Origin of the sequence: Acidiphilium cryptum JF-5, assembly GCF_000016725.1 — a bacterium.
GTDB classification, from domain to species: Bacteria; Pseudomonadota; Alphaproteobacteria; order Acetobacterales; family Acetobacteraceae; genus Acidiphilium; species Acidiphilium multivorum.
Genome location: NC_009484.1, coordinates 856723 through 877313 on the forward strand (window position 1 = coordinate 856723; position 20591 = coordinate 877313).

Below are 20591 nucleotides of genomic sequence, written 5' to 3' on the forward strand. Positions count from 1 at the left end.
GTAATGTCATGAATTTTAAATGTAGGTAGGTCTCATCCTTCCAGAAGTCCAGCCTTTTCCGCGGAACGGCCATAGAGGAAGGTCCACAGCATCAGCAGCCCGATGGTCACGTAGCCGACGATCGGCCCGACGATGAGAAACCGGCCGACCGGCAGCGAAAACACCAGCACGCTGCGCACGGCCGTCTCCACCACCAGCCCGATGCCCCAGACGATCGTCATCACCGTCATCACCCGCCGGAAGCCCGGCTGGTGGCGATAGGATTCGAATTCCGCGCTGTCCTCGGCCGATTGCCGCTTCAGGCTGGCGCTGGCGAGCACATAGATCAGCGGCCGGCGGATCAGCGCCGAGACGATGAAGATGAAGCCGATCAGTCCGGTGACTAGCGATTCCCGCATCAGCAGCAGCTTGGGCGAACCGCCGAGCGCGAACCCGGCGAGCGAGAGCGCGATGCCGCCGAGCACCATGACCGAGATCGCGTCGACCCGCCGGTGGCGGGCGAACTCGACGAGGCTCCAGACGATCGGCGGCGCCGCCGAGGCCATGATCGCGTGGATCTCGCCGATATGCGGCTTGCTGAAATGATAGACGGTCCAGGGCAGCAGGAAATTGAACAGGATTTCCAGCGCCATCATGACGCGCTTGCGGGTGACGATGCCCTTCATGGCAGGATCTCCGCCCCTTCGAGGAGTTGCGCCGTCGACCGGCCGATCTCTTCCGCCGCCAACGCTTCCGCCCGCCCGCCGAGATGGGCGGCGAGGAAATGCTCGGTGATCGCGTTGAAGGCGATGCTGTTCTCCGGCCGCGCGAAACCGTGCCCCTCGTCGGGGAACAGGACGTAGGTCACCGCGATCCCCTTCGCCTTCAGCGCCGCCACCATCTGGTCGGACTCGGCCTGCTTCACCCGCGGGTCGTTCGCCCCCTGGCTGATCAGCAGCGGCCGGGCGAGGCGCGCGGCCTGGTGCACTGGCGAGCGCTCGCGCAGCAGCGCCGCGCCCTCCGGCGTCGCCGGGTCGCCGAGCGCGCGGGTGAAGATGCTGCGCCCCGCCTCCCAATAGGGCGGAATCGTCGCGAGCAGGGTTTCGAGATTGGACGGACCGACGATGTCCACCCCGCAGGCATAGCGCTCCGGATTCCGGGTCATCGCGGCGAGCGTCGCATACCCGCCATAGGACCCGCCCATGATGGCGATCCGGCTTGGATCGGCGATGCCCTGGCCGATCGCCCAGTCCACCGCATCGAGCAGGTCGTCATCCATCGCCCGGCCCCATTCGCGGTCGCCGGCATTGAGGAACGCCTTGCCGAACCCGGTCGAGGCCCGGAAATTGACCGACAGCACGGCATAGCCCCGGTTGGCCAGCCACTGGTGATACGGGTTGAACCCGAAGGAATCCCGCGCCCACGGCCCGCCATGCACCAGCAGCACCAGCGGCCGCGGCGCCGATCCCCCATCCGCCGGCAGGGTGAGGTACGACACGAGGGACAGCCCGTCCCGTGCGGCGATCACCACCGGGCGCATCGGTGCGAGCGGGGCGTCGGCAAGGTCGGGCCTTGTGTCGTAGAGCTTCTCCAGCGCCCGCGTCTTCCGGTCATACAGCCAGGCCACGCCTGGGGCGGTGTCCGAGGCGGCGCCGACGATCCAGAACCGGTCGTCCTCGCTGCGCGACTGGATGCCCCAATCGCCGATCCCGGCGGCATCGAGCGCGTCGAGATCCGGCTGGATCGCGGGATCGAGCGCCACGTAGCGGTTGCGCTCGTAATTCACGCCATAGGCGAGCGGCGTGTTCTCGTGCAGCCGGACGATGATCTCGCCGATATCCGCCCGCGCATCCTCGGCGAGCATGGTGGCCTCGCCGGTCTCGAGGTCGAGGCGGAACAGCGCGGCGGTATCGCGCCCGGCGCTGCTCAGCATCAGCGTCGCCCGCCCATCGGCGGTGAACAGGCCAAGCACGCCCGAGGTCATCGCGTCTTCCGGCGCGAAACGCATGAACGGCGCCCAGCCGCCGGCGCCATCCGGGCGCAGCACCGTCTGGCTGCCGTCGCCCTCCAGCCGCGCGGCGAGGCGCAGGGCGAAATCCTCGTCCACATCGAAGCCGGCGAGGCCGGGATTTTCCGCGATCATCGTCGACCGCCCGGTCGCGATCTCGATCCGGTAGAGATCCGGCCATTGCGGGTCGCGCGCGTTGTGGCTGACCACCGCCTCGCCGGGATGGCGGGGGGAGAGCTTGACGATGCTCGCCTGGATCGGGCCGTGCGGCGTCAGGTCGCGCATCGCCCCGGTCTCGCGGTCGACGGCGTGGAGATGGAAATTCTCGTCCCCGTCATTGTCCTTGACCACGAGAAGATGCCGCCCGTCATGCGCCCAGGCATAGCCCGGAATGCCGCGCCGCCGCTCGTCGGTCAGCGGCCGCGCCGCGTCGATCCGCCCGCGCGGGGCGACGAAGAGGTTCATCACCCCGTTGCGCGGCGCGAGAAAGGCGATCGTGCCGCCATCGGGGCTGATCTGCGCGCCCGCCCGGCGCGGATTGCCGAACAGGGCGGCGCGCGGAATGAGGGGCAGGGCGGTGGTGTCTGTCGTGCGGTCCATGCGGACTTCCTATCGGAGATCGCGTCGCGGCGAAACCGCCGCGCCCCGTCAGGGCGGCGAAACCGCCGCGCCCCGTCAGGGCGGCGAAACTGCCGCGCCCCGCCAGTGCGGCGAAACCGCCGCGCCCCGCCAGCGCGGCGAAACCGCGCCCCGTTTCAGTGCAGCCGGTCGAGCCGCAGCCGCTCGCGCCCGTCGGTCAGCCGCCGCGCCGCGAAATAGGCCGCGCCCACGGCGGCGATGCCGGTCGCCCCGGCGAGCAGGAACATCAGCATGATCTGGTATTTCACCGCCGAAACCGGCGACAGCCCGGCGAGGATCTGCCCGGTCATGATGCCCGGCAGCGTCACCAGCCCGGCGGCGGACATGGTGTTGACGATCGGCAGCATCCCCCGGCGCACCGCCTCGCGGATCAGCGGGCGCATCGCGTCGCGGAACGTCGCCCCGAGGGCGAGCTGCGCCTCGATCGCGGCGCGCTCGCGCGTCACCGCCGAGAGCAGCGCGTCGAGCGAGAGCGAGGCGGCGTTGAGCGCGTTGCCAAGCATGATCCCGGCGAGCGGAATGGCATAGCGCGCCGCATACCACGGTTCCGGGCGGATCGCGGTGGCCAGCGCGAAGACCGCGGTGATGAAGGTGGCCAGCGCCACCGCCGAAAGCCCGGCGATCTGGTTGCCGTAGCGCGCGAGCCGCCGCTCCGGCCGTGCCGCGACCTCGCGTCCGGCGATCGCGACCATCAGCAGGATGATGCCGAGCGTGAGCAGCGGCGCCTCGGCGGCGAACACGAAGCGGAGCAAAAACCCGATCAGCAGGAGTTGCACGGCGCAGCGCGCCGCCGCGACCAGCAATTGCCGGTGCAGCCTGAGGCCGAGCAGCACCGAGGCCAGCGCATCGACCAGCACGAGCGAGGCGGCGATCAGCAGATCCGCCGGGGTCAGGTCGATCGGGGTCATGCGAGGTTCAGCCGCCCGCCTTCGAGATGCATCCGCTGCGCGCCAAGGCGCTGGGCCTGTTCCTCGTCATGCGTCACCATCACGATCGCGGTGCCGGCGGCAAGGCGCAGCGCCAGCAGCTTCTCGACCAGCACCGTCGCCTTCGGATCGAGCGCGCCGGTCGGCTCGTCGAGCAGCAGCACGTCGGGCCGGGGCAGGATGGTGCGGATCAGGGCGAGGCGCATCCGCTCGCCGGTCGAAAGCCGGTGGATCTTCTGGTCGAGCAGCGCCGGCGCCAGGGCAAGCTGCGGCATCATCTCCGCCGCCGCCGCGCGGTCGGGGAAATGGGCGGCAGCCGTCTCGTGCCACCAGCCCGGCTCGGCCGGCAGATAGGCGACGCGCCGCCGCCAGGACGGCGCCGGCATCGCCGCGCGGTCCGCCCCGCCGAGCGCGACCCGCCCCTCATGCGGGTCGAGATCGGCGATCATCCGCAGCAGCACCGACTTGCCCGCCCCGGACGGGCCGGTGATCGCCACCGCCTCGCCGCGCCCGAGTTCGAGGTCGAACGGCCCGCCCGCGGCCCCGCGCAGGCCGGCCGCCACCAGGAATGACGCCACCGCCTCAGCCGGCGAAGGCGGCAAGCATCCGCGCCTCGGCCCGCATGCCGCGATGGAAGCAGCGCATCTCGAATTTCTCGTTCGGGCTGTGGATGCAGTCATCGTCCAGCCCGAAGCCGACCAGCAGCGTCTTCAGCCCGAGCTGCCGCTCGAACGCCTCGACCACCGGAATCGACGCACCGCATCCGGCGAGCACCGGCTTGCGGCCGAATTCCTGCTCCAGCGCCGCCCGCGCCGCGCGGACGAAGGGCAGGTCGACCGGCACGACCAGCCCGGCCGAGGCGCCATGCACCTCGAAACGCGCCTTCGCATCCGGCAGCAGCCGCGCGGTAACGAATTCCCTGAACCCCTCGACCACCTTCGCCGGGTCCTGGCCCGGCACCAGGCGGAAGGTGAGCTTGGCGCCGGCCTCGGCGGGAATCACCGTCTTGGTGCCCTCGCCCTGATAGCCGCCGAAAATGCCGTTGATCTCGGCGGTCGGCCGCGCCCAGTTCTGCTCCAGCACCGAAAACCCGCGCTCGCCGCTCGCCCGGGCGAGGCCGATGCCGCCGAGCCAGGCGGCCTCGTCGAACCCCGTCGCCCGCCAGGAGGCGAGCACGTCCGCCGGAATATCGAGGATGCCGTCATAGAAGCCCGGAATCCGGATCCGCCCGTCGGCGTCGAACAGGTCGCCGAGAATGCGGGTCAGCGCGCGGATCGGGTTGAGCGCCGGCCCGCCGAACAGGCCGGAATGCAGGTCGCGGTCCGGCCCCGAAATCCGCACCTCCACCGCCGCGAGCCCGCGCAGGCTGGTGGTGATCGCCGGCGTCTGCCGGTCCCACATGTTGGTGTCGGCGACGAGCACGAAATCGGCCTTCAGCGCGTCGCGCTCGGCCTCGAGCATGGTGGCGAGCGAGGGGCTGCCGCATTCCTCCTCGCCCTCCAGCAGCACGGTGAGGTTCACCGGCAGGCCGCCCGTCACGTCGAGCCAGGCGCGCACCGCCTCCAGCACCATCATCACCTGGCCCTTGTCGTCCACCGCGCCGCGGGCGACCACGCGCGGGCCTTCCGGATGGTCCACAAGCTGCGGGTCGAACGGATCGCTGTGCCAGAGGTCCAGCGGATCGGCGGGCTGCACGTCGTAATGCCCGTAATACAGCACGGTCGGCGCATCCGGCCCGGCCTTGTGATGCGTCGCGATCACGCCGGGCAGGCCCCTGGTCTCCGACAGCCGTGCCGCGAATCCCATCCCCGCGAGCAGGTCGCGCATATGTGAAGCGGCGCGCAGGCAATCCGCCCGGTGCGGCGAGGTTTCGGTCAGCCCCTGCGCGCTGATCGAGGGAATCCGCAACAGCTCGAACCAGCGCCCGCGCGCGCTGTCGAGATGGGCGTCGATATGGGCGAGAACGTCGTCGATCCTGCTGGTGCTCATCGAATGTCCCTCTGTTGGCGGCACGACGATAGGGGAGGGCGGCGTGCCGGAAAAGACAGCGGCGCTCAAGCCAGCCCGTCGATCGCCTCCGCGAGGCGGATATCGCGCGCCGAAAGCCCCCCCGCGTCATGGGTCGACAGCAGGATCGTCACGCGATTGTAGACATTCGACCATTCCGGATGATGGTCGTGCTTCTCCGCGAGCAGCGCCACCCGCGTCATGAACGCGAAGGCCTCGGAGAAATCGGCGAAGGCGAAGCGCCGTTCGATCGCGTCGCGGTCCTTCGCCAGCGACCATTCCGGCAAGAGGTCGACAAGGGCGGCGCGTTCGGCATCGGTCAGGCGGGGGATCATGTCGTGTCTCCTTGCTCCGAGAGGGCGGCGGCGAAGGCGGCGCGCAGGGCGGGGATCACCTCGGTCTCGAACCAGGGCCGCCGCGCCGCCCAGGCCCGTGTCCGCCAGGAGGGATGCGGCAGCGGAAACCGCTCCGGCAGGAACGCCCCAAAACCCCGCACCCGTTCCTCCATCGCCCCCTTGCCGAGATGATAGAGAATCGCGTGGCTGCCGACCAGCAGCGTGAGGCGGATCGCCGGCATCGCCGCGCGCAGCCGCCCCTGCCAGAGCCTGCCACATTCCGGCCGCGGCGGGGCGTCGCCGCCGCGCGCCAGCCGTCCCGGATAGCACAGCCCCATCGGCACGATCGCGATCCGGCTTTCGTCGTAGAACGTGGCCCGGTCGATGCCGAGCCAGTCGCGCAGCCGGTCGCCCGAGGGATCGTTCCAGGGAATGTCAGTTTGTGATAGCTCTAATACAACTTATCGTTATATTTCAATATTTTATATAGAGTATGTGCTCCTTATATCAATTTTTCGTGTCATTGCAGAAAGGATTGTTTCGATATGCTGAACCTCTGGCTGTGCCCGCCACCCACGCTTACCACAGGAACCTCCCGTAATCTTAATGGCCGCCTCGCAAGATTTTACTTGTTGCGTCGGCGGCCATTAAGATTACGGGTCCCTCCTATGGAAAGCATGGATGGCAAAAATGCAAATTCGCTTATTTGGTCTGTCAAAAATATATTATCGAAGATCCCGATATTGAAAATTTAATAATAAACCATCTGATATGTCGATTTTAAAAAGGAATATAGAAATTTTTTGTTCTTACAAAATATATCATTAAAAAAAATGTTTTAAAAATATTGATCTAAATCAGCGAGCTTTAATCTCGCGAGTTGCGATCGTCTGAAGGTGAAGGACAGCGGATCCGGGCGGCGGCCGTGACGGCTTTGGCGTTTTAGATTCAGTTTCGAGACGGCTTTTCAACGAGTCAGTCTTCGCAATACTAGTATAGCGGAACCTACGTAAATGAAGGTTTCAGCGGAGGCGATGCTTGCCTCGACGTCTTTGGCCAGACGGCGGCTGCTGTTGATCCAGGAGAAGAAGCGTTGCCCCCCACTGGCGGGCGAGCACGGTGAAGCCGACCTGTCGTGGCGGCTTGCGCACGATCTCGACACGGATCGAACCGGCCGCGTGCGACACGCGGCCCCTGGTATCCGGCATCGGCGAACGCGAATTGCACGAACGTCCAACTCCGGCGTGATCCACGCAACAGCGGCCCGGCACCGTCGCGATCCTGAATGTCGGGTGCGCGGGCATGGAGCTTGAGCGCCCGGCGGTCGGTGTCCGCCACCGCTTGGCGATTGCGTCCTTGATCAATTTGCCGCCATTATAGCCCCGCACACCGCCGCTCTCAATTGCCTTGACGCTTTGACTGTCGATGACAGCCGCGCACGGGCTCGCCGCGCGGCACACCCGTTCGTGGTCCTGCATGATGAGTTGGTGGCTTATGGTTTCCCACGTTCCCTCGTCGCGCAAACGGGCGAACAAGCGATACATCGTCCGTCATGGCGGGAAGCCGTCCAGAGTCAGCCGCGGTGCAATGCCGCCTCGCAGCATGTAGCAGATGACGTTCATGATCTCCCGCATGGAATGCGCTCGTTTCCGGCCACTATCGGCATCAGGCGGCGGGAACGGCAACAGAATGATGAATTCGGCATCGGTCAGGTCGCTTCCATAGCGTAGCCCGTCGCGGCGATGTCGCCGCCGGGTGGTCGGGTCCACATCGCGGTCTCGTACAGTGCGTTTGCAACCTTGACGAATCACGATCTGCCCGGCCACCCAGCCCATTACCCAATTATCTCGAATGCGTTTCGAGACAGCCATTTAGGTGGCGGCGGCGTTACACTTTATTTTTTGCCTTTCTACCTCTTGACAGGCCGTTGGGTCTTGGCGCGCTGGGAGGCGGAGCGACGAAAAATGTCGCTAGTTCAACATTCAATGCATTGGCCAACCGCTCAATGGTATTCAGAGAAGGGTTTTCCAAACAGCGCTCAAGGCGGCTTACATACGTCCGGTCCAAGGCCGCATCAATCGCAAGCTTCTCTTGAGACCTACCTTGGCTGACCCGTGTTCGTCTTAGGTTCCATGCAAAAATTTCGTTCGCCCGCATATCTGAAAGCGAGCAGATTGATGTCTATCAAACCACGGATTATACGCATCATATTGTTCCTTACATGATCCTGGAAAATTCCCGTGAGCCACCGGCACAAATCGCGAATCGTTATCGATGACATTCGGATCGGTCTCGAAGAATTTGTTAAAGATTTCGTCCGCAATGACCCTGGAGTCGAACGCAGGTTGATTATCCAAGCACTGTGTGAATATACGACGGCTACTGGCGTTCTGATCCTAGGGCACGAGCAGCTTGTGCAAATGTTGTGGCAAGCGGCGAAAGATCTCGAGCCACAATTAGAAACACGTGTTGCTAAGACCTACAATGAAACACAAGAGCGTATGGCGGCACGGCGAGCATAAATAACGCAAAAGTTCTTTTGGTAGGTCAGTCTGGAAGCGTAAGTCGACTCAGAGCCCGAATCTGAATGGTAGGGCGGCTATCAGTTGCGTGAGATTTTCCTTGTGAGCAGGCGGATATGGGCGAGGAAGAGCCATTCTGTGGCGCTGGTAACGGTGGCGCGTGAGATTTGGCCGGACGAGCCCCACGAGGCAGCGCAAAAAGACACGGACGCGCGGTGGACGCTCAAGATCGGCGGCAAGATCCGGTATCGGCCGGACGGCACGCCACTGCCCCAGGTTGTGCTGCCGGTGTTCGGCTACAAATCCCACATCGCGATCGACCGACGCTTCGGCTTCATCCGGGAGAGTGCGGTGACCTCGGCCGCGCAACCGGATGGGCGGATGCTGTCGCGACGGGTGAGCACACAGAATTCCTCCTCGGAGGTCTGGGCCGACAGCGCCTATCGCTCGCAGACAAACGAGAAATGGCTGGCATCAAGGATGTTGGTCAGCCGCATCCACGGCAGTGTCCTGAATTTCGTGTGTGAGTGGCATAGTGGGTAGAAAGGAAGACCCATATGGCACGACGGAGAGCGCCGGCGATCCCGGACGAATTGCTGGACCAGCTTCTGGCTGGGGGAGACGCGGCGGCAGCGCTGAATTCCGGGGATCTGGTGAACACGCTGAAGAAGGCTCTGGCGGAGCGGGCCCTGAGCGCGGAGATGGATTACCATCTGAGTGACGAAGCGGAGGCGGAGAACAGCCGCAACGGCTATGGCCGCAAGTCGGTGTCGACCGGCACGGGGAAGATCGAGATTGCGATCCCGCGAGACCGTGCGGGCAGCTTTGATCCGCAGCTGATCGCCAAATACCAGCGCCGGTTTCCAGGCTTCGATGACAAGATCATCTCGATGTATGCGCGGGGGATGAGCACCCGGGAGATCGCGGAACATCTGCGCGAGATCTACGGCATGGATGCCTCGGCGGAGCTGATCAGCACGATCACGGATGCGGTGCTGGACGAGGTGACATCCTGGCAGCAGCGTCCGCTGGACCCGGTCTATCCGCTGGTATTCTTCGATGCCATCCGGGTGAAGATCCGCGACGAGGGCGTGGTCCGTAACAAGGCGATCCATATCGCGCTGGGGGTTATGGCCGACGGGACGAAGGTCGAACTCGGGATGTGGATCGAGCAGAACGAAGGCGCCAAATTCTGGCTGCGCGTGATGAACGAGCTGAAGAACCGCGGCGTCGAGGACATCCTGCTGGCGGTGGTCGATGGCCTCAAGGGGTTCCCGGAGGCGATCACGGCCGTCTTTCCCGAGACGATCGTGCAGACCTGCATCGTCCATCTGCTCCGGAATTCGATGGATTTCGTATCCTACAAGGACCGCAAGGCGGTCGCGGCCGCGCTCAAGGACATATACCGGGCCGTTGATGCCAGGGCCGCCGAGGCCGCTCTCGCCGATTTCGAGGCCGGTCCATGGGGCCAGAAATACCCCGCCATCGGCCAGAGCTGGCGCCGGGTATGGCAGGAAGTCATCCCTTTTTTCGGCTTTCCGGGCGACGTTCGTCGGATCATTTATACAACGAACGCCATAGAAGCTTTGAATTCCAAGCTGCGCCGGGCCATCCGCGTGCGCGGCCATTTCCCCAGCGATGAGGCCGCGGCCAAGCTGCTCTATCTGATCCTGAACCGCTCCGAAAAAGAGTGGGTGATGCCACCTCGAGAATGGGCTATGGCAAAGGCTCAGTTCGCCGTCATCTTCGGCGACCGCTTCGTAAGGGCCCTGGCGGCCTGATGTTCAACCGCCGCCCATACACGGAATTCCTGACACTGCCGCATCCACAGGCGCAAGCCGGCGGGCAAGCCGATGCCGCACAATATCGCGCGGGCCAATGCCGCGAAATCGTGGATCCGTGCCCATGTCGAACACGTCTTCGCCCACCAGAAGAACAGGTTCGGCCTGTTCATCCGCACCATCGGCATCGCGCGGGCCGAGGCGAAACTCATCCTGGCCAATATCGCCTACAACTTCGACCGGCTCATCTTCCATGAACGCGCCCAAGCCATGGGATGAATCCGTCCAGACCTCGGGATTGCGGCACCGATCGCAGCCTCCGCGACCCACGCAGACGGTCAAATAAGGCCCTTCAAACGGCCAAGAGCGCCGTATCCAGATTCAGATCCAACCAACCGCTCAATCCGCAAGGGTAAATACGGGTGTCCAGCTTGATCCGATCCGCCCGCTTCGCGCGAAACACCAGCGCCGCGATCGAGAACGGATCCCCGCCCAGCACCTCGGCAGCCAGACCATTGGCTCCCTTGCGGAAATCTACTGGACGCATCGCCACCAGCACACGCACGCCCGGCGGGATCGCGATCACGGCACAGACGCCCTGATCGCCCGCAGCACCTCGGTCAGGAGCGTGCCGTCCGTCTCTACCGGCACCCGCATTACCGCATCGGCGAGCCAGATCTCGATGCATGGTGCCGACCTCGTCCGCTGCGCCGCTTGCCCCACGGAAACCGCGCTTCCCTCGTCCGTCTCAGGCATTGGCGTCGCCGGCACGATCGGGAGTAACGCCGGCACATGCCCGTCCCGGTGGGCGCCAAGTGCCCTTCGCGGGCCAGCCGACGCCAGGCTCAGATCTGCTGCGGACAATGCGCCCAGCGCCGCGCAACCTCCGTCACCGCCGCTCCCGCCCGAAGCGTCTCGGCAACAATCCGCGTCTTCTCCTCGTCCGACCATCGCCGTCGCCGGCCCTGACCAGCCAAAACCTCAATCCGCCGAAACCCCACCTTCGCGTCGTCGTTAATTACGTCCATAGAGACCGCTCGATACCAAAACTCCGCACCGATCCAGCACAAATCATCCCGTCACCAGAAGAAGGGGGCCAGCACTCCGCATACGATCCAATCGCGCCGCAAGCCCAATGGATGGACACAATCGTCCCACAAAAAATCGACGCTACGCGAAGCATTCCATGGCATTTATGTCATTCTCACGTGAAAACTTCGACTTAAGCTGTCAGCCGTCGGAGTAGCGCATGGCCGGCATCGCCAATTACGGTCAATCCCTGTCTCGTCACCAGTCTGCCGTCGGCCGCGACGTCAAAACCCAGGTCGTATGCGGCCTCAAGAAAGACCTTCAGGTCCTGCCGCTCTTGCTTAGAAATTGATTCAAGAGGGGAAAGTGTTGGCATTTGTGGGCTGGAATCACTTAAATGTCTTTCGGAATGAGATGTTATCTCCACCACGCTCACTGGACTGAGCTTTGCTAATGTTCTACGCAGTCGAGTAACCTCGGATTCAAGAAAACTGACTTTATGCTTGAGGGTCGATATAACAGCGTCTACCTCAAGGGGCAGTTTTGATTCAATTTTATCAGGTGAGTATCGGATAATTTCCTCAGAAAAGCGTAAATTTATATAATTTCTATAAGCTTTATTATTACAAATTGATTGATATTTTGGTCCACCAAAATGCATTACGCAAATTTTTGCTACCTCAGAATTTGTCTTTTCAAGTGATTTTTGTATGATGCTTGCCTATCCGGTTGTTACCCACACCCACTAAATGTAGGGTGTGTCCATTCCCCGGAATAAAGCTCGTCAAAGGTTGGTGCGGCTGCCCTACCCGCGATTCCGAGCAGCGAGCGGAACGCGTTGAAGGGATAGAGGCGCCGGTTGAACCGAAACGTGAATTCATTGAGGTAGGCTTGTAGATGTTTGGCGCTGACCCCGTGATGGATGCCGTTGATCCAGGTCTTCAGGTTGGTAAAGACCAAGTGGACGATCGGCAGGAATTCTTCTGCCACCTCCGGGTCGCCGCATTCGGCGATTGCATGGTGGTCGAACCCGCGCCTTCCGAGACCGGCATAGCCGCTCCAGTCGTCGGTAACGATCAGCGATCCGGGAGCAACGGCGTTTTCGACGAATCCGCAGAGCGAATTGGCGCTACGGTCGGGGACAACAGCGAGACGAACGCGTCCCGCGTAGCGACCGTCTTTCCGATTGTCGAGCTTGGTTCCCGGTTTCCGGTGGCGCACCTCCACGGCACAGGCGACGAGAACCTTGTGATGGACACCCCGTCCATCGCCTCGGGTTCGTCCTCCAACCCACGTTTCATCCACTTCGACGTGTTCTTGCGGCGTGTCGCCAATCTTGTCGCGCTCGGGGCGCACCATCCCGGCGCGCAGCTTATGAAGGATGCCGAAGGCGGTCTCGTAGCGCGACAGGCCGAGTTGCCGCTGAAATTGGACGGCCGACATTCCGGGCGTCTGGCTGGCGATCAAGTAAGCCGCCCAGAACCAAGTCGACAGCGGCGTGTGACTGCGTTCCATAACGGTCCCAGCCATCAGGCTTACGTCTTTGCGACAGGCCCGGCAGCGCAGAACGCCCGGGCGCGCCTCGAAACGGAACGGCTCGCCAACGACGCCGCACCTTGGGCAGGCGAACCCTCCATTCCAGCGGGCGCTTTCGAGATAGGCGGCACAGGCCGCGTCGTTCGGGAAAATACGCTGGAATTCCGGCAGAGACTGCGGGAACGGCAGGTCTTCACGGGCCAGGACATCCATGCCCAACACTAGATCTAGTAGGTATGGGAGTCAACCGGATAGGCAAGGTATGATGATATCAGTAGCCCTTTTTATGTTCTCAATCGAACGTATGGATTTTGGAGATTTTGTTGTTTCCAAAAATTGATTATAGAAATCCGTGGATGACATTTTTTTATTCATCAATGCAGTTTCCAATCCTAGTGTCCCGTCATTAAATATTGAAAAATTAGATTTGCGCGCAAGCCGAGATGGCTACGATAACGCACAAATTCTCTTCCTGCAAAACCACCTGGGTTCTGTGCCTATTTCCCCGACTGCATCGGGTTTGGTCTGAGCCCCAAGTTCCCGCCATTCAGGAGTAGAGTCTCATCCCCGAGTGATGCCCACGATTGGGCGTAGGTGCAACAGGCGGGTTGGGGGTTAACCCCCAACCCGGCGCGCCGCTGATTTTTCCCGCCACCTCTGCCGGGGTTTTGTTGCCCAGGCTCGAATGGGGGCGGTGATGATTATAGTCGTGACGCCAGGCGGCCAGCACGGACCTCGCTTGAGGCAGGCTCGTGAACAAGGTCTCGTTCAGACACTCGTCCCGGAGCCGGGCGTTGAAGCTCTCGACGAACCCGTTTTGCTGGGGCTTGCCGGGCGCGATGTAATGCCATTCCACGTTCCGCTCTTTCGACCAGCGCAGGATCGACATGCTGGTGAGCTCAGTGCCGTTGTCGCTGACCACCATGAGCGGGCGCGCCCCGCGCTCAGTGATCGCCATATCCAACTCGCGTGCCACCCGGGCGCCCGAAATGTAAGCATCCGGTGAAAGCCGCGGTTCTTTTATTTTGTTGGCTTTTGGGAAGGCGGGATGTAGCGATTGGTTCTGTCTGATTATTTTGAAGGCAGGGCCTGGACGATCTCGGTTGCCTCACTTGTGTCGCGATGAACCTCTTCACGGATGACGCGATCTGTGACGTCATTCAGGTATTGCATCAACGCGCCATTGAGTTCCTGGAATTCTGGCCATAGCACTTGATCGACAAAAGCCTGCGGTACCCGCAGCATGACGGTGGTCAGGCGTTGCCGATAAAGGCGGTATGGCTTCAGGCCATAGCGCCGGCACAACGCCAGGAACAATCGGCGAGACCATTGGTCGCGCAGAGAAAACTGCATTTCGATGGCTTTGTCCCGGCCCTGAAGTTCCGCCAGCCTGGCCTGAACGCGCCCGAATGCGGCCTCGGCCGCTGTGCGTTCGCCGATCGTTCCCGCTCCGGCGAACAATGCCTCGATCTTGCGAAGCTTCTCCCGAAGCACGGCCTCTTCAGACACATCCAACCTCTTCCGCTGCACGTGCCGGGATTTTGCCGGCGCAGTGCCATGGCAACAACTCGTTGAGGCGGCTGGCGGGCTGATTGTTGATCCTGGCGAGCACGTCGGCGAGCCAGGCTTGCGGATCGACGTTATTGAGGCGGGCGGTCTGGATCAGGGTGTAGAGGATGGCGGCCCGTTCACCGCCGCGATCCGAGCCGCAGAACAGCCACGCCTTGCGGCCGAGCGGCACGCAACGCAGGGCGCGTTCGGCGGCATTGTTGCTGAGGCAGACCCGGCCATCCTCGAGGAAGCGGGTGAAGGCGTCCCAGCGGCGGAGCATGTAGTTGATCGCCTTGGCAAGATCATGGTGGCGCGACAGCCTGGCGACCTGACCATTCAGCCAGGCATGGAGCTCGGCAACCAGCGGCGCACTGCGTTCCCGCCGCACAGCCAGCCGCTCGACGGCCGATTTGCCGTTGATGGTGCGCTCGACTTCGAACAGGGCATCGAGCCGCCGCACGGCCTCGATGGCGATCGGATAGACCGTGGCGGCTTGCCCCCCACGGCTCTTCCTGCGCGCCGCCGCGGCGATATCGGCCAGTTCGAAGAATTTCCGTCGGGCATGAGCGTGGCAGCCGGCCTCCCGCACCGGTGCAGGTGTGCGGCCATCTTTGTATAGTTCGCCATAGCCACCATAGGCATCGGCCTGCAGGATACCCGGCCAGCCGGCAAGATGGGCCTGTGGATGCTCGCCGCGCCGATCCCGCGAATAATGGAACAGTGCCGCCGGGGGATCGGAGCCGCCGAAGGGCCGGTCGTCCCGCACATAGACCCATAGCCGTGCCGTATCGGTCTTGCCGCGCGCCATGACCGGCACCGTGGTGTCGTCGCCATGCAGGCGCGCGGCATCATGAACATGGGCTTCGATCAGCCGGTAGAGCGGCATCAGCGCATGACATGCCGCCCCGACCTGATCGGCCAGGGTCGAGACACTGAGTGGAACACCCTCGCGGGCAAAGCGCTCGGCCTGGCGGTTGAGCGGCTGGTGCTGGCCATACTTCTCGAACAAAAGCATCGCGAGAAAGCTTGCCCCCGCCCACCCGCGAGGAACGACATGGAACGGTGCCGGCGGCTGCGCGACCGCCTCGCAGGCCCGGCAGGAGAATTTCTCCCGCACCGTCTGGATCACCTTCCACTGCCGCGGGATCACCTCCAGCGTCTCGGTGATGTCCTCGCCCAGCTTTGACAGCCTGGTGCTGCCACAGGCAGGGCAGGCACAAGGGGGCTCTATCACCACACGCTCGCGCGGCAGGTGTACGGGAAAGGGCTTTCTGGCCGGGCTCTTGCGCTCGAAACCACCAACGCGCGTCGTCTTTGCCGCGGCGGCCTCGGCAGCCAGACCATCTGCGCTGGCGTCAGCCTCGAGATCCTCGAGCTGTAATTCCAGCTGATCGAGCAGACGACGGCTGCGCTCGGCGCTGGCGCCAAATTGCTCGCGCCGCAGACGGGCAATCTGCAGCTTCAGATGCGCGATCAACGCCTCGGTCGCACTCTCCCGGGCACGCGCATCGGCCAGTCGGGCCTCGGCCTCGTCGGCCCGGCGAGCCATCGAATGCACCAGCGCTTTCAGCGCCTCGACGTCGTTCGGAAGAGTGGTTCCAGAGGTTTCCACGCCCCGAGAGAATCATAGAAAACCGCAGATTTGAAGCCAGAAAATCCCAGGCTGCCGATAAAATTGACCGCCTTTACCCCGCACTCGCCGGCCGCCACGAGTAGCGCGGATTGCGCCAGTCAATTCCCTCCAGCAGGCAGGCCAGCTGCGAACTCGTCAACGAAACCACCCCGTCCTTCGCAGACGGCCACGGAAAATACCCCTTCTCAAGTCGCTTCGAATACAGCGACATCCCCACACCATCATGCCAGATGATCTTCACCAGCGAGCCCGACCTGCCACGGAATACGAACAGATCCCCGCCGTGTGGATCCCGCTTCAACCCTCGCTCGACCAATAGCGCCAGACCCTGCATGCCACGGCGCATGTCCGTGTGCCCCAGCGCAATCCACACACGCGCTCCAACAGGGATCATCCCAGAGCCTTCAGCGTCGCCGTGACCACCGCTGGCGCCACCATGCCCTCGATCACCACCCGCGTACCGCCAGCCAGACGAACCTCGATCCGACCCTGGTTGCGCGGCGCCGCAACAGACGCCCGATCCGTATCCTCAGGCCCCGCAATCATCGCAACGGCCGACAGCTCCGGCGCCATATGAACCGGCAGGAATTGCGCAGGTGCCGAAGCCAAACTCAATTCGCCAGCACGCACCAGACGGCGCCAGTTCCATAGCTGACCACGCGATATGTCATGCCGCCGCGCAACTTCCGCAAACACCGCACCAGGCGCTTCCGCTTCCGCAACAATCCGTAGCTTGTCCTCATCACGCCAGCGACGCCGGCGCTCAATTCCCGTGATGATCTCCATCCAAACACCCGCTCATAGCGTCGCTCTTACAGGCGCATTTATGAGCGAATCACTCCATCATCGACAGGCGGCCTTCACCGGATAGTTACCCCGAAATTGACGTGTCGGCGATCAAGCGAACGCATTCGCGGCTGAAATCGTCCACGACGGCGAAGATCCGAAACCTGCGCCCACATGTCAGGGCGTCGGAGACGAAATCCAGCGACCAGCGCTGATTGCAGCCCTGCGGAATGGTCATCGGAGATCGTGTGCCCAAGGCCCGCTTTCGCCCGCCGCGACGGCGAACCTGAAGACGTTCTTCGCGGTAAAGGCGCCGAAACTTCTTGTGGTTCATGGAAATTCCTTCGCGGCTGAGCAGCCAGTGCAGGCGCCGATAGCCAAATCGACGGCGCTCGCCCGCAAGCACGCGCATGCGTTCGCGAGCCTCCGCATCATCCGGGCGGCGGCTTTGATACCGCACCGTGGTCCGATCCACGCCCAGCGCATCGCAGGCCCGGCGTTGGCTCACCTCGAACAGGGTCTGAAGATGAGCTACCGCCTCCCGCTTATGGCTGGGCGCTAGAATTTTTTTGACGCAATTTCCTTGAGCATGGCGTTGTCCAGCACGGCGTCCGCCAGCAGCCGCTTGAGCCGAGCGTTCTCGTCTTCCAGCTGTTTGAGCCGCCGGGCGTCCGAGACTTCCAACCCGCCGAACTTGGCCTTCCACTTGTAAAACGTCGCGGAGCTGATCCCGTGTCGACGGCAGACCTCCGCCGTCGACATCACCGACTCCTGCTCTTTGAGGATGCCGATGATCTGCTCCTCGCTAAACCGACTGCTCTTCATATCGTCCGTCTCCCTGATGGGGCGGACTCTACTCATTCCTGGAGGAAATCCACGGGCTCAGACCACTGCCAGCAGTTCGGCAGGCGATCATCGCCTATCTCGGCGCACCGCCAGACCGATGTCCGCACTGCTACAGACCGCTCCGTCACTCACCATATAATCTGCCAAAGTAGTGCTAAAGGGGCCATAAGCAGCCTGACCGCATTATGCGGACACCCAAGAAAAGCAGCCATTCCCGTGTAGACCAGAGCCTGACAGTCGTGGGCCGAACGAGCCGATCTTGGACGCAGACGTTTGCCGTGCATCGCTAACGATGCGCATTGCACTACAGCGGGCCACTTGAAGCCCGCAGGGCCAATCCTGGACAGAGCGTCCACTCGGCCTGCTCTTGGCGGATGCGTTTATGCATCCGTTGCCAACGGGAACTCGCGCTCCATCCAGGCGCGAAATTCTGTGCCATTTCCCCGCATCAGGAGAACGGGCACATCGAATTGCTCTCCAGTATCCAGATGGTAGGCCATCAGGGCAGCCAGATGATGGCGACCCTGGCTGACGCTCAATGTGATCTCCGAAAAATGGAGGTAGATTGGAAAAATCGAGATTGTACGGACGTTCTTCGAGGCAGCCTGGAATCGTCTGAGTGAGGCTTGGCTGCGATGCTCATTCGCTTTCTCGCCGGCGCCGGCATGATACCGACCCTGCGCATCAACCCACGAGAGCCCGTCCCGTTTGGCAAAAGTTGTCACCACTTCATACAAAGCCTGCACCGGAATTTCTGTGGGGGAATAGAGCCGAGCGTCAGATGGGTTGGAATTAAAAATTACCACATGAATCTCCTTTTTGCAGACTTGGCCCCAAGCGGGCGAGAAGCGATCCGTGAAGCCGCCCAAGCCGATCTGACACGCTCATCTACTTGATAGGTGACCAACTTTTTTGAACGGAAACTGTAGTCTGCCGATGATAGCTATTCGAAGCTAGCAGCCTCCTCCTCAAGATCGTTCGCAGTAGAGACTTGGCCCTGCTTGTCGATGTCGCGGGCAATGATCCGCTTTTTAAGTTCTCGGCTGATCGCCTTGGAGCGCATGGTCAAAAATGCATCATAATCGTCAACCCAAATGCCGAACTTATCAAGATCCTCGATAAGATGGGTCTTCATCGTTACGTCAATTTCGTCGTTCTCTTTGGCAAACGTCTTCATGTAGCGGGAGGGCGGTTTAGCCCCGATGTCACGCTTATTGAGGTAGTCGTCGACGATGGTGATATTGACGACGTTGTTGATGCGCCTATCGTCTTCATTTTTTTTACTTAAGTATGACTTTGGAAAAAAATGATGGTAGTTCTTGCTATTGGATTGCTTAAGCCAGTTATTGCTGATATTGACATTTGAGTTGTCCCTGAAGGACTTCGGTGCGCGATGCGCGTAAAGGCACAGAATTGCCTTCACGAAACTGCGACTCGTATTGAACCATCCGTTCTCCAAAATGAAATCTGGCGAAACGTCGACACCCCAATCGTAGTCAGGCGACTCATCATTAAGGATGGCGTCGATACGCCGTATATCCTGGGCAAGTTTACTTTCGACTGACGAAGAATACCGGCCGCCTAGCGAGGCACGCCAAAAGAAATCCTCTAAGAGCTTCCGTTGTGCCGCGCTTGGATTATCTGGGTGGTGATAGAAATAGTAGGCGAAAGGTACGAGTAAAGCGTTATAGGGAAGTAGCGCGGAAACAGGTATACCGTAGCGGTTGCGAAAATGCTCGACAGCTTGTTGCAGTGCATTGATAATGCTGCCCCAGGTATCGATGAACTCCTTCTTTGCGATTTTAAGTATGATCTGTTTCTTGCACTCCTTCTTAAGGATGAGTGCGATCAATTGTAGTATGATGGCGTCGGATATCGTTTCATAATTGACGGGTTCTAGGCTTTCAACTAGCTTATCGAACTTCTGTGAGAGATCAAATCCCCGCGCTTCGTCATAGGTCTTTGCGACCATAATCTCGAAAAGCGTGAGCGGCATTCCTCCGACATTGATGCGCGTGAAGATTTCGGTCGCGACATCGATTGGGACGTCACGAACCTCAATGACCGGGAAGTCGTAGCTTTCAATGCGTCGTTTGTATTCTTCGAGCTTGCCGTGGTATGCGCCGTCGAAGGCCGCGAGCGACGTCAAGCCGCCATAGAGAAGATCGGTGAGGCGAATGTAACTCTTTTCTTTCTTGTCGCTTACTTCGGTAACCACGATTTGGTCATCCTCGGTCGCTTCGAGATCGATGTAAACCTTCGAAAAATCGTCGATCTGACCGGATTCCCGCGTGACTGCGAGGCCCTTTAGGGTCGCGTATAGGCTGGTGATCCGCTGTTGCCCGTCAAGAACGTAGGCTGCGGTTTCGCCTTCTCTGGGAGGCGGCAAATTCTCGGAACCTATGTCCCGCACATGACGCAAACGCTCCTTGGTTGCCCAGAAGATAAAAGTCCCTACCGGGTAACCCTTCACGATACTGTCAATAAGCGCTGCTGATTTTTGGAGGCCCCAGACAAAATCACGCTGAAATTGTGGAATTTTGATCTGACCGCGCTTAATGTCATTGAGAAGGCCGGAATACTTGGCATGCGTCGGCTGGGGAAGTTGCATCTTGAGTCTCTGGCAGTACGAGGGGTGAGACGGAGCGGAAGGTTGTAAGGCCTGCAGCTTCCTTTGGAACCTTACGGCCTCGCTACAAGGAGTGCAACTTTAGCGATATGGTTTAGCAAGTAGGGTGCAATGCCACTCTGGTATTGCACCGCCAAGGTTCGCTTCCGAGCACCAGGAAACTGACACTTTACGTCCTCATGGGCCAAAAGCGGTCTGACCGCTTTATGGCGGCCATGCCTAGAGAAGCTGTAGACGGAAAATAAAGTTGTATCCTAGACAATAAAGATTTATACAAAATACGAATGCGGCCCAATCTGGCCCGGGGTCGGGGCCAACGGCTGTGGATCAGCCTGGGGTCCCGTTGTTGCTTTCCACTGAGAAGTGTTGGGGTGGAACGGCCGA

21 protein-coding genes and 5 pseudogenes are annotated in these 20591 nt (G+C 61.5%); 5 read left to right on the forward strand and 21 right to left on the reverse strand.

Going from position 1 to position 20591, the window contains the following annotated elements; translation table 11 throughout:
• Nucleotides 1-32 precede the first annotated feature (32 nt).
• From ACRY_RS06260 to ACRY_RS18985, 9 genes and pseudogenes are all read right to left on the reverse strand, one after another.
• On the reverse strand, nucleotides 33-665 hold the full coding sequence (locus tag ACRY_RS06260) for a VC0807 family protein (protein WP_007421681.1): 633 nt from the start codon (nucleotides 663-665) through the stop codon (nucleotides 33-35).
• A complete protein-coding gene (locus ACRY_RS06265; protein WP_011941759.1) occupies nucleotides 662-2587 on the reverse strand; it encodes a S9 family peptidase in 1926 nt (641 codons plus the stop codon). Before ACRY_RS06265 ends, ACRY_RS06260 begins: the two co-directional genes overlap by 4 nt.
• Before the next feature lie 155 nt (nucleotides 2588-2742).
• On the reverse strand, nucleotides 2743-3534 hold the full coding sequence (locus tag ACRY_RS06270; protein ID WP_007421683.1) for an ABC transporter permease: 792 nt from the start codon (nucleotides 3532-3534) through the stop codon (nucleotides 2743-2745).
• Nucleotides 3531-4130: an ABC transporter ATP-binding protein gene (locus ACRY_RS06275; RefSeq protein ID WP_011941760.1), complete on the reverse strand. Its 600-nt coding sequence runs from the start codon at nucleotides 4128-4130 to the stop codon at nucleotides 3531-3533. The genes ACRY_RS06270 and ACRY_RS06275 overlap by 4 nt, the downstream gene beginning before the upstream one ends.
• A gap of 4 nt (nucleotides 4131-4134) precedes the next feature.
• A complete protein-coding gene (locus ACRY_RS06280; protein WP_011941761.1) occupies nucleotides 4135-5541 on the reverse strand; it encodes a dipeptidase in 1407 nt (468 codons plus the stop codon).
• A 65-nt stretch (nucleotides 5542-5606) separates the two neighbouring features.
• Nucleotides 5607-5894, reverse strand: coding sequence for a 4a-hydroxytetrahydrobiopterin dehydratase (locus tag ACRY_RS06285; RefSeq protein ID WP_007421687.1), 288 nt, complete (start codon nucleotides 5892-5894; stop codon nucleotides 5607-5609).
• Nucleotides 5891-6337, reverse strand: a pseudogene (locus ACRY_RS06290) (uracil-DNA glycosylase family protein); the annotation flags it as partial. The pseudogene ACRY_RS06290 and the gene ACRY_RS06285, both read right to left, overlap by 4 nt.
• A 524-nt stretch (nucleotides 6338-6861) precedes the next feature.
• Nucleotides 6862-7663: pseudogene (locus ACRY_RS06295) on the reverse strand (IS5 family transposase).
• Between the two features lie 118 nt (nucleotides 7664-7781).
• Nucleotides 7782-8051, reverse strand: coding sequence for a helix-turn-helix domain-containing protein (locus ACRY_RS18985; RefSeq protein ID WP_081432874.1), 270 nt, complete (start codon nucleotides 8049-8051; stop codon nucleotides 7782-7784).
• A gap of 83 nt (nucleotides 8052-8134) precedes the next feature.
• Here ACRY_RS18985 and ACRY_RS19650 point away from each other — a divergent pair, with 83 nt between their 5' ends.
• The 4 genes and pseudogenes from ACRY_RS19650 to ACRY_RS06310 form a co-directional block, all read left to right on the forward strand.
• Nucleotides 8135-8416 (forward strand): hypothetical protein, encoded by a 282-nt coding sequence (locus ACRY_RS19650; RefSeq protein ID WP_011941765.1) that lies wholly within the window; start codon nucleotides 8135-8137, stop codon nucleotides 8414-8416.
• 138 nt (nucleotides 8417-8554) lie between these two features.
• Complete coding sequence (locus ACRY_RS06300; protein WP_050751092.1) at nucleotides 8555-8959, forward strand: hypothetical protein; 405 nt, start codon at nucleotides 8555-8557, stop codon at nucleotides 8957-8959.
• A 14-nt stretch (nucleotides 8960-8973) separates the two neighbouring features.
• Nucleotides 8974-10197: an IS256 family transposase gene (locus tag ACRY_RS06305; RefSeq protein ID WP_011941767.1), complete on the forward strand. Its 1224-nt coding sequence runs from the start codon at nucleotides 8974-8976 to the stop codon at nucleotides 10195-10197.
• Between the two features lie 39 nt (nucleotides 10198-10236).
• Nucleotides 10237-10476, forward strand: a pseudogene (locus ACRY_RS06310) (IS5/IS1182 family transposase); the annotation flags it as partial.
• A 73-nt stretch (nucleotides 10477-10549) separates the two neighbouring features.
• On the opposite strand, the gene tnpB (ACRY_RS06315) reads toward ACRY_RS06310, so the two are convergent.
• The 3 genes from tnpB (ACRY_RS06315) to ACRY_RS20570 form a co-directional block, all read right to left on the reverse strand.
• Nucleotides 10550-10783, reverse strand: coding sequence for an IS66 family insertion sequence element accessory protein TnpB (tnpB, locus tag ACRY_RS06315; RefSeq protein WP_011941769.1), 234 nt, complete (start codon nucleotides 10781-10783; stop codon nucleotides 10550-10552).
• Entirely contained in the window at nucleotides 10780-10953 is a 174-nt protein-coding gene (locus ACRY_RS19890) for a hypothetical protein (RefSeq protein WP_196796282.1), read from the reverse strand. Before ACRY_RS19890 ends, tnpB (ACRY_RS06315) begins: the two co-directional genes overlap by 4 nt.
• An 89-nt stretch (nucleotides 10954-11042) precedes the next feature.
• Nucleotides 11043-11225, reverse strand: coding sequence for a transposase (locus tag ACRY_RS20570; protein ID WP_050751093.1), 183 nt, complete (start codon nucleotides 11223-11225; stop codon nucleotides 11043-11045).
• Between the two features lie 221 nt (nucleotides 11226-11446).
• Between ACRY_RS20570 and ACRY_RS20380 the strand changes: the two genes are divergently transcribed.
• Nucleotides 11447-11578 (forward strand): hypothetical protein, encoded by a 132-nt coding sequence (locus tag ACRY_RS20380; protein WP_269214173.1) that lies wholly within the window; start codon nucleotides 11447-11449, stop codon nucleotides 11576-11578.
• Nucleotides 11579-11958: 380 nt separating this feature from the next.
• On the opposite strand, the gene ACRY_RS06325 is transcribed toward ACRY_RS20380, so the two are convergent.
• The 9 genes and pseudogenes from ACRY_RS06325 to ACRY_RS06370 all read right to left on the reverse strand — a co-directional run bounded on the left by ACRY_RS06325 (nucleotide 11959) and on the right by ACRY_RS06370 (nucleotide 20189).
• Nucleotides 11959-12975, reverse strand: a complete 1017-nt coding sequence (locus ACRY_RS06325; protein WP_007421341.1) for an IS1595-like element ISAcr1 family transposase — start codon at nucleotides 12973-12975, stop codon at nucleotides 11959-11961.
• A gap of 334 nt (nucleotides 12976-13309) precedes the next feature.
• A pseudogene (locus ACRY_RS06330) lies at nucleotides 13310-13765 on the reverse strand (integrase core domain-containing protein); the annotation flags it as partial.
• A 68-nt stretch (nucleotides 13766-13833) separates the two neighbouring features.
• Complete coding sequence (locus ACRY_RS06335; RefSeq protein ID WP_050751094.1) at nucleotides 13834-14271, reverse strand: hypothetical protein; 438 nt, start codon at nucleotides 14269-14271, stop codon at nucleotides 13834-13836.
• The gene (gene tnpC, locus ACRY_RS06340; RefSeq protein ID WP_011941774.1) at nucleotides 14264-15925 is read right to left on the reverse strand and encodes an IS66 family transposase; all 1662 of its coding nucleotides are present in this window, start codon (nucleotides 15923-15925) and stop codon (nucleotides 14264-14266) included. Before tnpC ends, ACRY_RS06335 begins: the two co-directional genes overlap by 8 nt.
• A gap of 73 nt (nucleotides 15926-15998) precedes the next feature.
• Entirely contained in the window at nucleotides 15999-16340 is a 342-nt protein-coding gene (tnpB, locus tag ACRY_RS06345) for an IS66 family insertion sequence element accessory protein TnpB (RefSeq protein WP_011941775.1), read from the reverse strand.
• Nucleotides 16337-16732, reverse strand: a complete 396-nt coding sequence (gene tnpA / locus ACRY_RS06350; protein ID WP_011941776.1) for an IS66-like element accessory protein TnpA — start codon at nucleotides 16730-16732, stop codon at nucleotides 16337-16339. The genes tnpB (ACRY_RS06345) and tnpA overlap by 4 nt, the downstream gene beginning before the upstream one ends.
• An 88-nt stretch (nucleotides 16733-16820) precedes the next feature.
• A pseudogene (locus tag ACRY_RS18990) lies at nucleotides 16821-17557 on the reverse strand (IS3 family transposase); the annotation flags it as partial.
• A gap of 401 nt (nucleotides 17558-17958) precedes the next feature.
• On the reverse strand, nucleotides 17959-18447 hold the full coding sequence (locus tag ACRY_RS06365; protein ID WP_155856350.1) for a hypothetical protein: 489 nt from the start codon (nucleotides 18445-18447) through the stop codon (nucleotides 17959-17961).
• 74 nt (nucleotides 18448-18521) lie between these two features.
• The gene (locus ACRY_RS06370) at nucleotides 18522-20189 is read right to left on the reverse strand and encodes a DUF262 domain-containing protein (RefSeq protein ID WP_011941778.1); all 1668 of its coding nucleotides are present in this window, start codon (nucleotides 20187-20189) and stop codon (nucleotides 18522-18524) included.
• Nucleotides 20190-20591 lie beyond the last annotated feature (402 nt).

Coding starts and splice junctions, on each gene's coding strand:
- ACRY_RS06305 (WP_011941767.1), top strand. CDS start 8,974: ATGGCACGACGGAGAGCGCCGGCGATCCCGGACGAATTGCTGGACCAG.
- tnpA (WP_011941776.1), bottom strand. CDS start 16,732: ATGGAGATCATCACGGGAATTGAGCGCCGGCGTCGCTGGCGTGATGAG.
- ACRY_RS06285 (WP_007421687.1), bottom strand. CDS start 5,894: ATGATCCCCCGCCTGACCGATGCCGAACGCGCCGCCCTTGTCGACCTC.
- ACRY_RS06260 (WP_007421681.1), bottom strand. CDS start 665: ATGAAGGGCATCGTCACCCGCAAGCGCGTCATGATGGCGCTGGAAATC.
- ACRY_RS20570 (WP_050751093.1), bottom strand. CDS start 11,225: ATGGACGTAATTAACGACGACGCGAAGGTGGGGTTTCGGCGGATTGAG.
- ACRY_RS19890 (WP_196796282.1), bottom strand. CDS start 10,953: ATGCCTGAGACGGACGAGGGAAGCGCGGTTTCCGTGGGGCAAGCGGCG.
- ACRY_RS06265 (WP_011941759.1), bottom strand. CDS start 2,587: ATGGACCGCACGACAGACACCACCGCCCTGCCCCTCATTCCGCGCGCC.
- ACRY_RS20380 (WP_269214173.1), top strand. CDS start 11,447: ATGGCCGGCATCGCCAATTACGGTCAATCCCTGTCTCGTCACCAGTCT.
- ACRY_RS06325 (WP_007421341.1), bottom strand. CDS start 12,975: ATGGATGTCCTGGCCCGTGAAGACCTGCCGTTCCCGCAGTCTCTGCCG.
- ACRY_RS06370 (WP_011941778.1), bottom strand. CDS start 20,189: ATGCAACTTCCCCAGCCGACGCATGCCAAGTATTCCGGCCTTCTCAAT.
- tnpB (WP_011941775.1), bottom strand. CDS start 16,340: ATGATCCCTGTTGGAGCGCGTGTGTGGATTGCGCTGGGGCACACGGAC.
- ACRY_RS06280 (WP_011941761.1), bottom strand. CDS start 5,541: ATGAGCACCAGCAGGATCGACGACGTTCTCGCCCATATCGACGCCCAT.
- ACRY_RS18985 (WP_081432874.1), bottom strand. CDS start 8,051: ATGCGGGCGAACGAAATTTTTGCATGGAACCTAAGACGAACACGGGTC.
- ACRY_RS06270 (WP_007421683.1), bottom strand. CDS start 3,534: ATGACCCCGATCGACCTGACCCCGGCGGATCTGCTGATCGCCGCCTCG.